This is a genomic window from Pseudomonas putida (assembly GCF_028682395.1).
GTDB lineage: Bacteria > Pseudomonadota > Gammaproteobacteria > Pseudomonadales > Pseudomonadaceae > Aquipseudomonas > Aquipseudomonas putida_AB.
In genome coordinates this window covers 173,956-187,704 of record NZ_JANHLC010000003.1, presented here as the reverse complement: position 1 = coordinate 187,704, position 13,749 = coordinate 173,956, and the positions used below count along the sequence as shown (strand labels likewise).

Genomic DNA, 13,749 nt, shown 5'->3' with positions numbered 1-13,749 from the left:
GGTAAACTCTGCACTTTCGCCGACGTTGCCCGACCAGTCCCTGGGTAAAGCGTTTTTTTGAAAGTTTTTGAAAGTGCCTTGGCACTCCGTACAGCATGTTGCGCATGAACGAGCTGCAGGAAATGCAGTCAGTTGTGCACCGAAAATTATTTGCCGACGTGCCCTCTGGGCGCGTTGCCACCTTGAGATAGCCGTCCTCCATGTTTGGTTCCAACGACGACAAGAAAACCCCAGCCGCGGCTGGCGAGAAGAAAGGCCTGTTCGGATGGCTGCGCAAGAAGCCGCAGGAAACCGTCGCCGAGCCTGCCCGGCCCCCGCTCGATGCCGAGCCTGCAGTGCTGGCCGAAGCCGCGGTGACGCTGCCTGAACCCCCGTTGCAAAGCCCGGTGGCAGAATCGACGCCCAAGGTGGACGAGCCGGTAGCTGCCCAGCCCTGGCTGACCCTGCCGGTCGCCGAAGAGCCGGTGGCCCTGGTCGAGGACGATACGGCACCGCATATCACGCCAGCGATCCCGGCTATCGAGCCGGTCGTCGAGGTCGCCGCCCCGGTTGCCGAACCGGTGCTTGCGCTTGAAGCGGCGAGTGTCGAGCCTGACGCTCCGGCGCCGGAACCGGTTGTCGGAGCCGTGCTGGAACCGGTTATTGTGCCGACGCCAGCGCCTGTAGCTGCTCAAGCGCCGGCTCCAACCCCTGCTCCAGTAGCCAGCGCTGTCGTGGCGATGCCGAGCCCGGAGCCCGTCGTCAGCAGCGAGGCTGCCAAAAGTGGCTTTTTCGCCCGCCTGAAACAAGGGTTGTCGAAAACCAGCGCCAGTATTGGCGAAGGCATGGCCAGCCTGTTCCTGGGCAAGAAAGCCATCGATGATGACCTGCTCGAAGAAATTGAAACCCGGCTGCTGACCGCCGACGTCGGGGTCGAAGCCACGAGTGTGATCATCCAGAGCCTGACCCAGAAGGTCGCGCGCAAGCAACTGACCGACAGCGATGCCCTGTACACCTCCCTGCAGGCGGAGCTGGCGACCCTGCTCAAGCCGGTCGAACAACCGCTGAAGATCGTGTCCCAGAACAAGCCGTTCGTCATCCTGGTGGTCGGCGTCAATGGCGCTGGCAAGACCACCACCATCGGCAAATTGGCGAAAAAGCTCCAGCTCGAAGGCAAGAAAGTCATGCTCGCCGCAGGCGATACCTTCCGTGCGGCGGCGGTCGAGCAGTTGCAGGTCTGGGGCGAGCGCAACCAGATCCCGGTAATCGCCCAGCACACCGGTGCCGATTCGGCTTCGGTGATCTTCGATGCCGTGCAGGCCGCCAAGGCCCGTGGCATCGATGTGCTGATCGCCGATACCGCCGGTCGCCTGCACACCAAAGACAACCTGATGGAAGAACTGAAAAAGGTGCGCCGGGTCATCGGCAAGCTCGACGCGGACGCGCCCCATGAAGTGCTGCTGGTCCTCGATGCTGGCACCGGGCAGAACGCGATCAACCAGGCCAAGCAATTCAACCAGACTGTTCAACTGACCGGCCTGGCATTGACTAAGCTCGACGGCACGGCCAAGGGCGGGGTGATTTTCGCCCTGGCCAAGCAGTTCGGCTTGCCGATCCGTTATATCGGTGTCGGCGAAGGCATCGACGATCTGCGTACCTTTGAGGCCGAACCCTTCGTTCAGGCCCTATTCGCCGAGCGGGAGCGTTCATGATTCGATTTGAACAGGTCGGTAAGCGCTATGCGAACGGCCATGTCGGCTTGCATGAACTGAGCTTTCGGGTTCGGCGTGGCGAGTTCCTGTTCGTGACCGGGCACTCCGGCGCCGGCAAAAGCACCCTGCTGCGCTTGCTTTTGGCCATGGAGCGCCCGACCAGCGGCAAGCTCTTGCTGGCCGGCCAGGACCTGGGCCAGATCGGCAATGCGCAGATTCCGTATCTGCGCCGCCAGATCGGCGTGGTGTTCCAGAATCACCAATTGCTGTTCGACCGCACCGTGTTCAACAACGTTGCCCTGCCGCTCCAGATCCTCGGGTTGTCCAAGGCCGAGATCGCCAAGCGCGTTGATTCGGCCTTGGAACGCGTTGCCCTGTCGGACAAGACCGATCTTTACCCTGGCGACCTGTCCACCGGCCAACAGCAGCGCGTCGGGATTGCCCGCGCCATTGTTCACCGCCCGGCGCTGTTGCTGGCGGACGAACCCACCGGCAACCTCGATCCGCGCCTGGCGGCCGAGATCATGGGGGTGTTCGAGGACATCAATCGGCTGGGCACCAGCGTGCTGATTGCCAGCCACGACCTGGCGCTGATTGCGCGAATGCGCCATCGCATGCTCACGCTGCAGCGTGGCCGTCTGATCGGCGATGGGGAGGCGGGGGAATGAGTGCGACACGCAGTCCAAAAGTATCCGAGCGCGTGGCACCCAAGGCCGCCGAGCCGGTGCCGCCGAAGAAAAAACACGACGAGGACGATGGGCCGGATTTCCGTACGCTGTTCCATGCCTGGGTCGAAAGCCACCGCTCCAGCCTGCTCGACAGCCTGCGTCGGCTGGGCAAACACCCGATCGGCAGCTTCTTTACCTGCCTGGTCATGGCCGTGGCGCTGAGCCTGCCCATGGGCCTGTCGCTGTTGCTCAGCAATGTCGAACGTTTGGGCGGCTCGTGGCAGCGTGCCGCGCAGATTTCCCTGTATCTGGACCTGCAAGCCAGCGCCACCGAAGGCGAGAAGCTCAGCGAACAGATCAAGGGGATGGCGGGTGTCGCCGATGCTGAATTTATCAGCAAGGAGCAGGCGCTCGACGAGTTCCAGCAGCAGTCCGGACTGGGCGAGGCGCTCAAGGAGCTGCCGCAGAACCCGCTGCCCGGCGTGGTGCTGGTGACGCCCAATGAAATCGACAAGGCCGGCCTGGAGGCATTGCGCCAGCGCCTGGCGGAATTGCCCAAGGTCGAACAGGCCCAATTGGACCTGGTCTGGGTCGAGCGGCTGGCCGCGATTCTCAAGCTGGGCGACCGCTTTGTCTTCGGCTTGGCGGTCCTGCTGATCTCCGCATTACTTTTGGTGATAGGCAATACCATTCGTCTTCATATTGAAAACCGCCGCACCGAGATAGAAGTGATTAAACTCGTCGGCGGCACGGACAGCTATGTACGTCGTCCTTTTCTGTATATGGGCGCGTTGTATGGCTTCGGTGCGGGGATTCTGTCCTGGGGCGTATTGGCGTTCGGCCTGAACTGGCTGAATGACGCGGTGATCAGCCTCGCAGGGCTCTACGGCAGCAATTTCGCCCTGGCGGGCGTGCCGGTTGCCGATGGTCTGTCGCTCTTGCTTGGAGCGGTGTTGTTGGGGTATATCGGTGCGTGGATTGCGGTTGCACGTCACCTACGTGAACTGGCTCCAAAATAGTGTCTTTTTGCTTGTATTGACTTAATGGTGCTTTAGGGAACTTGTTTCGCGGTTCCCGGTCAATTTTCGCAGTGCATCACTGCACGAGTTATGTGAGTCGGAGGTTTTTTCGTATGACCACTTCTTTGCAACCTGCTTACGCTCTAGTCCCAGGCGCAAACCTGGAGGCTTACGTACACACCGTGAACAGCATTCCTCTGCTGACACCGGAGCAGGAGCGTGAACTGGCCGAGAGTCTCTACTATGAGCAGGATCTTGAGGCGGCTCGGCAGATGGTGCTCGCCCACCTGCGGTTTGTCGTACATATCGCGCGTAGCTATTCCGGATATGGTCTGGCCCAGGCCGACCTGATCCAGGAAGGTAACGTAGGCCTGATGAAGGCGGTCAAACGTTTCAACCCGGAAATGGGTGTGCGCCTGGTGTCTTTCGCCGTGCACTGGATCAAGGCCGAGATTCACGAGTTCATCCTGCGCAACTGGCGCATCGTCAAAGTGGCGACCACCAAGGCCCAGCGCAAACTGTTCTTCAACCTGCGCGGCCAGAAGAAGCGCCTCGCCTGGCTGAACAATGAAGAAGTGCATCGCGTTGCCGAAAGCCTGGGCGTCGAGCCACGTGAAGTGCGCGAGATGGAGAGCCGTCTGACCGGTCAGGACATGGCCTTCGACCCAGCCGCCGAAGCTGACGACGACAGCGCGTTCCAGTCGCCCGCCAACTACCTGGAAGACCATCGCTACGACCCGGCGCGGCAACTGGAAGATGCTGACTGGAGCGACAACTCCAATAGCAACCTGCACGAAGCCCTGGAAGTGCTCGATGAGCGTAGCCGTGACATTCTCTACCAGCGTTGGCTGGCCGAAGAGAAAGCGACGCTGCATGACCTGGCGCAGAAGTACAACGTCTCCGCCGAGCGTATTCGCCAGCTGGAGAAAAATGCGATGAACAAGCTCAAACTGTCCATCGCGGCCTGAAGGCCACGCGCAATGCAAAACGCCCCGATCTGATCGGGGCGTTTTTGTTTCTGCGTCATGGCGTTGAGCAGGATTACAGCGTCCAGGGCGCCTTGCGCGAATTGTTCAGGCCGACCAGGTAATTGCTGCCGCCCAGTTGGCTCATTTGTTGACGTATCCAGCTGGCGCGGCGCAGTACATAGCTGCTGGGTTTGCCCGCGCTCCACTTGCGTGGATTGGGCAGCACGGCGGCCAGCAGGCTGGCCTGCTGGCGCGACAGATTGGCGGCACTGACACCGAAGTGATGGCGGGCTGCCGCCTGTGCGCCAAAGACCCCGGCGTCCCATTCGACGCTGTTGAGGTACACCTCGAGAATCCGCTGCTTGGGCCACAGCACTTCGATCAGTCCGGTAAACCAGGCTTCCAGGCCTTTGCGCAACCAACTGCGGCCGGACCAGAGAAACAGATTCTTCGCCACCTGCTGGCTGAGGGTGCTCGCGCCGCGAATCGAACCGCCACGCTCGTTATGGGCCAGGGCGGCCTGGATCGCTGCCAGGTCGAAGCCCCAGTGTTCAGGGAAACGCTGGTCTTCGCCGGCAATTACCGCCACCTTGAGGTCATCCGCGATCTCTTCCCAGGGGCGCCAGTCACGCTGCAGGTCGATGGGGGTGCCGTCGACCCAGGACTCGATCTTGCGCTCGACCATCAGGGCCGTGCCTGGCGGTGGGACCCAGCGCAAAATCAGCACCAGCACGGCGCTGCCGAGGGCGAACCAGAGCAGGGCTTGGGTAAAGCGGCGCAAAAGTGAACGCAACATAGAGATGGCTTGGCCGGAACGATGGAGCGGGCCATTATACAGGCCCCGTGCGAAGGCATGACCCTGACTGGAGCAAGTGATGCTGCGTAGTTTCCTGATGCTGGCGGCGTTTTTTGGTTTCACCGGCGTGGCCCTTGGTGCCTTTGCCGCCCATGGCCTCAAGGCCCGCCTGAGTGCCGAGTACCTGGCGATCTTCCATACCGGCGTGACCTATCAACTGGTGCACACCCTGGCCCTGTTTGGCGTGGCCCTGCTGGCGGCCCATCTGCCCGGGCGGTTGGTTACCTGGGCCGGCGTGGCATTCGCCATCGGGATCGTGCTGTTCTCCGGCAGCCTTTATGTGCTGACCCTGACCGGCATCGGCAAGCTGGGGATCATCACTCCCCTGGGCGGCGTAGCGTTTCTGCTGGGCTGGTTGTGCCTGGGGCTTGCAGCCTGGCGCCTGAGCTGACCGCGAGGTCCGTTTCAAGACGAATGGCTTGGGTCGGCCTGACTGATCGGGCTAGAATGCTGGCCCCTAAAAATGATGGCAGCCCGGCGCATGCGCATTCAATTGAACGGCGAATCCTTTGAACTGCCCGATGGCGAAACCGTCGCGGCCCTGCTGACGCGCCTCGACCTCACCGGCCGGCGGGTCGCGGTCGAGCTGAACCTGGATATCGTCTCGCGCAGCCAGCATGCCGAGACCGCCCTGCGTGAAGGCGATCAGGTTGAAGTGGTTCACGCGATCGGCGGTGGCTGATCGGCGTTTCACGCTTCCTGATCCACTCTGCAAGCCCTCAACCCTGAAGAGGATTTCCGAATGAGCAATGTTCGCAGCGACAAGCCCTTCACGCTGGCCGGCCGTACTTACCAGTCGCGCCTGCTGGTCGGTACCGGCAAGTACCGCGATCTGGAAGAGACCCGCCTGGCCATCGAAGCCTCGGGCGCCGAGATCGTCACCGTGGCAGTACGCCGGACCAATATCGGCCAGAACCCGGGTGAGCCGAACCTGCTCGATGTGCTCCCGCCGGATCGCTACACCATCCTGCCGAACACCGCCGGTTGCTATGACGCGGTAGAAGCCGTGCGCACCTGCCGCCTGGCCCGTGAGTTGCTCGACGGCCATAACCTGGTCAAGCTGGAAGTCCTGGCCGACCAGAAAACCCTGTTCCCCAATGTGATCGAGACCCTCAAGGCCGCCGAAGTGCTGGTCAAGGACGGATTCGACGTGATGGTGTACACCAGCGACGACCCGATCATCGCCCGGCAACTGGCGGAAATGGGCTGCATTGCCGTGATGCCCCTGGCTGGCCTGATCGGTACCGGCCTGGGTATCTGCAATCCGTATAACCTGCAGATCATCCTCGAGGAGGCCAAGGTGCCGGTCCTGGTCGATGCCGGTGTGGGCACGGCGTCCGATGCCACCATCGCCATGGAACTGGGGTGCGAGGCGGTGCTGATGAACTCGGCCATTGCCCACGCGCAGCAGCCGATCATGATGGCCGAAGCCATGAAGCACGCGATTGTCGCCGGCCGCCTGGCGTATCTCGCCGGCCGGATGCCGAAAAAACTCTATGCCAGCGCCTCTTCGCCGCTGGATGGCCTGATCAAGTAAGAGCCTTTGATGACTGACTCACCTGTTTCCAACCCCAACGACCTGTCGGCTTCCGAAGACGGTGATGAGCGTCAGCACCGGCGCATCAAGAGTTTCGTGATGCGTGCCGGGCGCATGACCGAAGGCCAGCAAAAAGGCCTGGAACAAGGCGCGCCGCTGTATGTGATGCCCCTGGCCGACGCGCCGGTGGACTTCGACCAGGTGTTCGGGCGCAGTGCGCCGCGCACCCTGGAAATCGGTTTCGGCATGGGCCATTCGCTGCTGGAAATGGCCGCGGCATCGCCGGAGCAGGACTTTATCGGCGTTGAGGTACATCGCCCGGGTGTTGGCGCCTTGCTCAATGGTGTGTTGACCCAGGGCCTGAGCAACCTGCGCGTCTACGATTGCGATGCCATCGAGGTGCTGAACCGCTGCGTGGCCGATAACAGCCTTGACCGCCTGCTGCTGTTCTTCCCGGACCCTTGGCACAAGAGCCGCCATCACAAGCGTCGGATCGTCCAGGCATCCTTTGCCGAGTTGGTCCGCAGCAAGCTCAAGGTCGGTGGTGTGCTACATATGGCCACCGACTGGGAGCCCTATGCCGAGTACATGCTGGAAGTGATGAATGTGGCGCCGGGTTATCGCAACCTGGCCGAAGATGGCCGCTGCGTGCCACGGCCGGCCGAACGGCCGATCACCAAGTTCGAGCGCCGTGGCGAGCGGCTGGGGCATGGCGTCTGGGACTTGAAGTTCGAGAAGCTGGCTTGAGTTGAGGGGTAGTGAGCGGCTCGCTCTTGGAGGGCGAGCTTGCTCACAATCAGCCTCAGCGCCGATCCGCCACCACCCCGATCAATACCAGTACCACCAACAGCACCGGCGCCAGGCTATAGTTGTTGAACTGGCTCAGGCCACGTACCACCCAGGGTGTGGCATAGATCAACGCCACTCCACTGCCGATCATGCATAGCAGGGCCATCAGCGGGACGCGCAACGCGCCGGCGATACTGCCCAGGCGCTGCTCGACCCAGCCCTTGATATCCGCACCAAACACCACCAGCAGACAGCCCACTAGCGCCAACGATATTTCCGAGAGGTTGCTTCGGCTCCAGCGAGATACCGTGGCGAGCAGGTCGAGTAATAGATCCATCGAGGGTCCTTAGGTCAGAAAACTCTGCAGCAGGTCATTGAGAAACAGCTGGCCTCGGGGCGTGGCCGCCAGGCGTGAGGGTTCGACCTGCAACATGCCGCTTTGTTCGGCTTCGGCCCGAGCCTTGCTCAGGCTGTCCAGGGGCAAGCCCGTGCGCTGGGCGAACAGGGCCGCATCGACGCCTTCGGTCAGGCGCAGGGCGTTCATCAGGAACTCGAAGGGCAGTTCGTCGTCGGCCAGGGCTTTCTCGCCGGCCTGGAAGGCTTTGGCTGGATTCAGGTAGTCCTTGGGCAGACGGGTTTTCCAGGTCCGCACAATCCGGCCGTCCGGGTGGCTCAGCTTGCCGTGGGCGCCGGCGCCGATGCCGATAAAGTCGCCAAAGCTCCAGTAATTGAGGTTATGTCGTGCCGCACGTCCTGGCTGGGCGTAGGCGGATACTTCGTATTGGGCGTAACCGTGTTCGGCCAACAGGGCCTGGCCGGCTTCCTGGATATCCCACAGCGTGTCATCTTCCGGCAGCACGGGCGGCTGGTTCCAAAACACGGTGTTGGGTTCCAGGGTCAGTTGGTACCAGGACAAGTGGGTCGGTTTGAGCGCAATGGCCTGCTTCAGATCGCCCAGGGCATCCTCCAGGGACTGATCGGGCAAACCGTGCATCAGGTCCAGGTTGAAGTTGTCGAACCCGGCCTGGCGCGCCATGTCCGCGGCCCGCACCGCTTCGCCACCGGTATGGATGCGGCCCAGGGCCTTGAGCTTGTCTTCCTGGAAGCTCTGGATACCGATGGACAGGCGATTGATCCCGAGGCGGCGATAGGCACTGAATTTTTCTTGTTCGAACGTACCCGGATTAGCTTCCAGGGTGATTTCGATATCGCTGGCAAAGGGAATGCGCTGTGCCACGCCTTCGAGCAGTCGACCCAGGGCAGTCGCACTGAACAGGCTGGGAGTGCCACCGCCGAAGAAGATCGAACTCAGCTCACGGTCATAAACAGCCGGCAGATCCTGGTCGAGGTCGGCCAGCAGCGCGTCGACGTATTCCTCTTCCGGCAGCACCGGGCTGGCCGTATGGGAGTTGAAGTCGCAGTACGGGCATTTGCGCACGCACCAGGGGATATGGATATACAGCGCCAGTGGTGGCAACTGTGGCAGACCGCCGCGCAGGACCCGGGTGTTGGGGTTGGCGGAGCTGAACCCGGTCGCGTCGGCAAACAGCGGCTGGGCAGGTGCTTCCCGGGTCATTGCAGGCCCAGGCGCTGACGCAGCAGGACCATGGCTCGGGCGCGGTGGCTGAGCTGGTTCTTCTCGACCGGGCTCAGCTCGGCACTGGAGCAGTTGCGCTCCGGGACCCAGAACAGCGGGTCGTAGCCAAAACCGTGCGCGCCGCTGGCCGCGGTCAGGATACGGCCGTGCCACAGGCCTTCGCAGAGGATCGGCAAGGGATCGTCGGCATGGCGCACCAGCGCCAGGACGCAGACAAACTGCGCGCCGCGCTCTGCCTCGGGGACATCCTTGAGCGCCTCGAGCAGCTTGGCGTTATTCGCCGCATCGCCCTGGCCATCGGCATAGCGTGCCGAGTAGATGCCCGGTGCACCGCCGAGGTAGTCCACGGCCAGGCCCGAATCGTCGGCCAGGGCCGGCAAACCGGAAATCCGCGCCGCGTTGCGAGCCTTGAGAATGGCATTCTCGACAAACGACAGGCCGGTCTCTTCCGGCTCGACGCTGCTGAACTCGCCAATCGAGCGCAGGTTCACCGCAGCGCCGAGCATGGCCTGGAGTTCTTTGAGTTTGCCGGCGTTATGGCTGGCCAGTACGAGTTGCGTGAGGTTCATCATTCGCCCGGGAATAGCTCTTGGTTAAAGCTGAAGGTATGCGTATCGCCGCCTGTTTGAACGTTGACGGTGAACGTGAAGGTTTCCTGCGCGTCGATCGGGAACTGGGCGATGTAATACACCGCGCCCTGATCGGTAATCTGTTTGAAGCTCAGGGTCTGGCTGCGGCCGGTGAGGTCCTTGACCGCCCCGCTGACGCCGGCGGTGCTCGGTTGCCCGGCCTTGAGCACGGCAATATTGAGCACGCCCTGATTCTTGCTGCGCACCAGCCCTGTCGCAGCGGCGACATCCGGTTGCAGGAAGCTGGAGGTAAAGGCGCTGTAATGCACGGTAGTGTCACCGAAGACTTCCTTGCGGTCGGGCCTGGCGGCATCGGCAGCGAATACCGGGATGCTCAGGCACAGCGAAAGCATAAATGCAGCAATGCGACCCATGATTGTTCTCCTCGAGTAGAGCGGGTTCAGACAGCGACCTGATGATCCTGCAGGCCAGGGCTGCTGACGCGGTAAATACCGATTTCACCTAATAGATTAGGCCATAGCTTACTGGCCCACCCATGCCGATGTTGTTGATCGACGGCAAGCCGATCGATGACTTTGGCCTCGCGTTCGCGACACAGGGCTTCAAAGTCTTCGAAGGTGCAGAAGTGGATGTTCGGCGTGTTGTACCAGGTGTACGGCAGAAACTCGGACACCGGCATGCGGCCCTTGCTGGCCAGGTACCAACGGCAGCGCCAGTGGCCGAAATTGGGGAAGGTGATGATGCACTGGCGGCCGACACGCAGCATTTCGTCGAGAATTCGGTCCGGGTAGTGCACGGCCTGCAGGGCCTGGGTCATGACCACTACATCGAAGCTGTTGCTGGCGAAGTTGCCCAGGCCCTTGTCCAGGTCCTGCTCGATGACATTGATGCCCTTGGCGACGCACTCGGCGATATTGTCCGCATCGTTTTCCAGGCCATAGCCGGTGACCTGCTTGTGCTCGCGCAGCCAGGTCAACAGTTCGCCGTCGCCGCAACCCAGGTCAAGCACGCGGCTGCCGGCGGGGATCCATTCTTGGATGATTTCCAGATCGGCTCTCATGGCGTTCTCACACAGTTATCCGGTTCATGTAATTGCCGAATGCCTGCAGATAACGCGGGATCGGAATCAGGAAGGCGTCGTGGCCCTGGGGAGCGTCGATTTCCAGGTAGCAGACGTCTTTTCTGGCGGCCATCAGGGCGTCCACCAGTTCCCGGGAGCGAGCCGGGGAGAAGCGCCAGTCGGTGGTAAAGGACATGACGCAGAATTTCGCGGTGGCCCCGGCAAACGTTTTCGCCAGGTCGTCGTCGCAGGCGGCGGCCGGGTCAAAGTAGTCCAGGGCCTTGGTCATCAGCAGGTAGGTGTTGGCGTCGAAACGTCCGGAAAACTCCTCGCCCTGATATCGCAGGTAGCTTTCGACCTGGAACTCGACGCTGTGGAAGTCGTAGTTGAGTTTTTCGCTCTTGAGGCCCCGGCCGAATTTCTCGCCCATGGAGTCATCGGACAGGTAGGTGATATGCCCGACCATCCGCGCCAGCATCAGCCCGCGCTTGGGAATTACGCCGTGCTCCTGGAAGGAGCCGCCATGGAACTCGGGATCGGTGAGGATCGCCTGGCGTGCGACTTCGTTGAAGGCGATGTTCTGTGCCGACAATTTGGGCGCCGAGGCAATGGCCAGGCAGTGCCGCACGCGGTCCGGGTAGGTGATGGTCCACTGCAGGGCCTGCATGCCCCCGAGGCTGCCGCCGATGACGGCAGCCCACTGGCGGATACCCAGCAGGTCCGCCAGGCGGGCCTGGCTGTGGACCCAGTCCTCGACGGTCAATACCGGGAAGTCGGCGCCAAAAGGTTTGCCCGATTCGGGGTTGATGCTGCTCGGGCCGGTTGAGCCGTTGCAGCCGCCCAGGTTGTTGAGGCTGACAACGAAGAAACGGTTGGTGTCGATTGGCTTGCCGGGGCCGATGCAACTGTCCCACCAGCCGGGTTTGCGGTCGTCGGCGCTGTGGTAGCCGGCGGCATGGTGATGGCCGGAAAGCGCATGGCAGATCAGCACGGCGTTGCTGGCCGTGGCGTTCAGTTCGCCATAGGTCTCGTAGATCAGTTCGTAGGACGGCAGTGAACGGCCGCAGGCCAGAGCCAGGGGTTCGCTGAAGTAGGCCATTTGCGGCACAACCAGCCCAACACAATCGTGGGGAAAGACAGTGGACATCGACCCTGCTCTCGCTTAAATGAGGCGTAAGTCTAATGAGCGCTGCCCCCAGCGGCAAGCAAAGGCCGGAACTAGAGCGAACGGCCTTGGGCTGGGGTCAGGCCGGGCAGATCCGGCAGCTTTTTGGGCTGGCTCAGGCGCACCCGTTTCTGCCGGCTCAACTCCCCGCTCAGCAGGCTGACCTGGCTCTTGGAGATGCCGAATGCCTTGGCCAGGAAGGCCAGGAGATGGGCATTGGCCTTGCCCTCGACCGGTGGGGCGGTCAGGCGGATTTTCAGGCGGTCGCCATGCAGCCCGGCGAAATCATCGCTACGGGCTGCAGGTTGCAGATGGCATTCGAGAATCAAATCGTCGCCATCCCAGCGAAACCAGCTCATCAGATCAGGCCAAGCAGGCCTTGCGGCATCAGCGCATAGTACGCAAGGCGCGGCACCAGCCAGCTTTGCAGCAGCTGGATCACGATAAACGCGAAGATCGGCGAGATATCGAGCCCACCCAGGTTCGGCACCAAGCGGCGGAACGGCGCCAGTACCGGCTCGGTAATCTGGGCAACCAGTTCGGCGCCTGGGTTATGACTGCCCGGGGCGACCCAGGAGAGGATCACGCTGATGATCATTGCGTAGAACAGAATGTTCAGGAACAGCGAAAAGATCGCGATCAATGCCCATGGCACCAACAGCAGCAGGTCAACCTGGAAGCCTTTGAGTGCCAGGATCACGGCAATCAACAGCATCTGCACGATCAACGCCAGGACCAGCGAGGACATGTCCAGCCCGAACATGCTCGGCACGACCCGGCGCAGCGGTTGGAGCAGCGGTTGCGTAGCTTTGACGATGAACTGGCACAGCGGATTGTAGAAGTTCGCCCGGACCAGTTGCAGGATAAAGCGCAACAGCACGATCAACAGGTACAGGCTACCCAGGGTTTTAATTACGAAAATGGCAGCGTCATTGAGTCCGAGCATTATTGATTCCTTTGTAAGAGCTGATTAGCGACCCAGTTGTTCGGCCATCTCGGCCGAGCGCTGGGCGGCGGCTGCGAGGGCTTTTTCCACCAGGGCTTCGAAGCCACCGGCCTGGAAACTCTTGATTGCCGCTTCCGTCGTCCCGGCAGGTGACGTCACGCGGCGGCGCAGTTCGGCGGCGTCGACATCGCTGGCTACTGCCATATGTGCGGCCCCCAGAGCCGTTTGCAAGGTTAGTTGAGCCGCTGTTTCCCGGGGCAGACCCAATTTTTCACCGGCGGCGGTCATGGCCTCGATCAGCAGGAAGAAGTACGCCGGGCCGCTGCCAGACACGGCGGTCACGGCATCCAGTTGCTGCTCCTGCTCCAGCCACAGGGCGATGCCCACGGCCGATAGCAGGGTTTCGGCCTGCTGGCGCTGCTCGGTACTGACGCTGGCCGTGGCATACAGGCCGCTGACGCCCTGACGCAGCAGGGAGGGGGTGTTGGGCATGCAGCGCACGATAGGCTGGGCGCCGAGCCAGTTGTTCATGCTGGCGCAGGTAATGCCGGCCGCGATGGACACCACCAGTTGCTCGGGCTTGAGGTGCGGGCGCAGGGCCTCGCACACGGCCTTCATGGCCTGGGGCTTGACCGCCAGGACTACCACGTCGACGCCCTGGATGGCGTCGGCATTATCGGCAAAGACTTCGATACCGTGCTCGGCGTGAACGCGCTCGCGCGTTTCAACGCCCGGGTCGCTGGCGCGGATCTGTGCGCGGTCCAGGCCTTTGGCCCGCAGGCCGCCGATCAGACTGGCAGCCATGTTGCCGGCGCCGATAAAAGCAATTCGAGTCGTGCTCATCAAAGGATCCTTGGTATTCA

At 62.0% G+C, this 13,749-nt stretch carries 17 protein-coding genes and 1 pseudogene; 8 read left to right on the top strand and 10 right to left on the bottom strand.

The genetic code is table 11. The features are described 5' to 3' along the window. Positions 1–200 precede the first annotated feature (200 nt). From ftsY to rpoH, 4 genes are all read left to right on the top strand, one after another. On the top strand, positions 201–1,691 hold the full coding sequence (ftsY, locus tag NPS46_RS09090) for a signal recognition particle-docking protein FtsY (protein WP_274106366.1): 1,491 nt from the start codon (positions 201–203) through the stop codon (positions 1,689–1,691). After that, complete coding sequence (ftsE, locus tag NPS46_RS09085; RefSeq protein ID WP_274106364.1) at positions 1,688–2,359, top strand: cell division ATP-binding protein FtsE; 672 nt, start codon at positions 1,688–1,690, stop codon at positions 2,357–2,359. Before ftsY ends, ftsE begins: the two co-directional genes overlap by 4 nt. Continuing rightward, on the top strand, positions 2,356–3,378 hold the full coding sequence (gene ftsX, locus NPS46_RS09080; RefSeq protein WP_274106362.1) for a permease-like cell division protein FtsX: 1,023 nt from the start codon (positions 2,356–2,358) through the stop codon (positions 3,376–3,378). The genes ftsE and ftsX overlap by 4 nt, the downstream gene beginning before the upstream one ends. Positions 3,379–3,491: 113 nt before the next feature. After that, the gene (gene rpoH, locus NPS46_RS09075; protein WP_274106360.1) at positions 3,492–4,346 is read left to right on the top strand and encodes an RNA polymerase sigma factor RpoH; all 855 of its coding nucleotides are present in this window, start codon (positions 3,492–3,494) and stop codon (positions 4,344–4,346) included. 73 nt (positions 4,347–4,419) lie between these two features. On the opposite strand, the pseudogene mtgA reads toward rpoH, so the two are convergent. Beyond that, positions 4,420–5,177: pseudogene (mtgA, locus tag NPS46_RS09070) on the bottom strand (monofunctional biosynthetic peptidoglycan transglycosylase). Between the two features lie 44 nt (positions 5,178–5,221). On the opposite strand from mtgA, the gene NPS46_RS09065 reads away from it, so the two are divergent. The 4 genes from NPS46_RS09065 to trmB all read left to right on the top strand — a co-directional run bounded on the left by NPS46_RS09065 (position 5,222) and on the right by trmB (position 7,486). Beyond that, the gene (locus NPS46_RS09065) at positions 5,222–5,593 is read left to right on the top strand and encodes a DUF423 domain-containing protein (RefSeq protein WP_274106358.1); all 372 of its coding nucleotides are present in this window, start codon (positions 5,222–5,224) and stop codon (positions 5,591–5,593) included. Positions 5,594–5,683: 90 nt separating this feature from the next. After that, complete coding sequence (thiS, locus tag NPS46_RS09060; protein WP_274106356.1) at positions 5,684–5,884, top strand: sulfur carrier protein ThiS; 201 nt, start codon at positions 5,684–5,686, stop codon at positions 5,882–5,884. A gap of 60 nt (positions 5,885–5,944) precedes the next feature. After that, positions 5,945–6,739, top strand: a complete 795-nt coding sequence (locus tag NPS46_RS09055; RefSeq protein ID WP_274106354.1) for a thiazole synthase — start codon at positions 5,945–5,947, stop codon at positions 6,737–6,739. A 99-nt stretch (positions 6,740–6,838) separates the two neighbouring features. Continuing rightward, positions 6,839–7,486, top strand: a complete 648-nt coding sequence (trmB, locus tag NPS46_RS09050; RefSeq protein ID WP_274107102.1) for a tRNA (guanosine(46)-N7)-methyltransferase TrmB — start codon at positions 6,839–6,841, stop codon at positions 7,484–7,486. A 55-nt stretch (positions 7,487–7,541) separates the two neighbouring features. Here the strand turns inward: trmB and NPS46_RS09045 are convergent, their stop codons facing one another. The 9 genes from NPS46_RS09045 to proC form a co-directional block, all read right to left on the bottom strand. Then, on the bottom strand, positions 7,542–7,865 hold the full coding sequence (locus NPS46_RS09045) for a DUF3392 domain-containing protein (protein WP_274106351.1): 324 nt from the start codon (positions 7,863–7,865) through the stop codon (positions 7,542–7,544). Positions 7,866–7,874: 9 nt separating this feature from the next. Continuing rightward, positions 7,875–9,104, bottom strand: a complete 1,230-nt coding sequence (hemW, locus tag NPS46_RS09040; RefSeq protein WP_274106349.1) for a radical SAM family heme chaperone HemW — start codon at positions 9,102–9,104, stop codon at positions 7,875–7,877. Then, entirely contained in the window at positions 9,101–9,697 is a 597-nt protein-coding gene (gene rdgB / locus NPS46_RS09035; RefSeq protein ID WP_274106347.1) for an RdgB/HAM1 family non-canonical purine NTP pyrophosphatase, read from the bottom strand. The genes hemW and rdgB overlap by 4 nt, the downstream gene beginning before the upstream one ends. Beyond that, complete coding sequence (locus tag NPS46_RS09030) at positions 9,694–10,128, bottom strand: DUF4426 domain-containing protein (protein WP_274106345.1); 435 nt, start codon at positions 10,126–10,128, stop codon at positions 9,694–9,696. Before NPS46_RS09030 ends, rdgB begins: the two co-directional genes overlap by 4 nt. A 26-nt stretch (positions 10,129–10,154) precedes the next feature. Next, positions 10,155–10,775 carry a methionine biosynthesis protein MetW gene (metW, locus tag NPS46_RS09025; RefSeq protein ID WP_274106343.1) on the bottom strand — a complete coding sequence of 207 codons (621 nt, stop codon included), beginning with the start codon at positions 10,773–10,775 and terminating at the stop codon, positions 10,155–10,157. Positions 10,776–10,782: 7 nt separating this feature from the next. Beyond that, on the bottom strand, positions 10,783–11,922 hold the full coding sequence (gene metX, locus NPS46_RS09020; protein WP_274106341.1) for a homoserine O-succinyltransferase MetX: 1,140 nt from the start codon (positions 11,920–11,922) through the stop codon (positions 10,783–10,785). Positions 11,923–11,993: 71 nt separating this feature from the next. After that, the gene (locus NPS46_RS09015; protein ID WP_274106339.1) at positions 11,994–12,299 is read right to left on the bottom strand and encodes a DUF167 domain-containing protein; all 306 of its coding nucleotides are present in this window, start codon (positions 12,297–12,299) and stop codon (positions 11,994–11,996) included. Beyond that, positions 12,299–12,886, bottom strand: a complete 588-nt coding sequence (locus NPS46_RS09010) for a YggT family protein (RefSeq protein ID WP_274106337.1) — start codon at positions 12,884–12,886, stop codon at positions 12,299–12,301. The genes NPS46_RS09015 and NPS46_RS09010 overlap by 1 nt, the downstream gene beginning before the upstream one ends. A gap of 24 nt (positions 12,887–12,910) precedes the next feature. After that, positions 12,911–13,729 carry a pyrroline-5-carboxylate reductase gene (gene proC / locus NPS46_RS09005; RefSeq protein WP_274106335.1) on the bottom strand — a complete coding sequence of 273 codons (819 nt, stop codon included), beginning with the start codon at positions 13,727–13,729 and terminating at the stop codon, positions 12,911–12,913. Between the last annotated feature and the right edge of the window lie 20 nt (positions 13,730–13,749).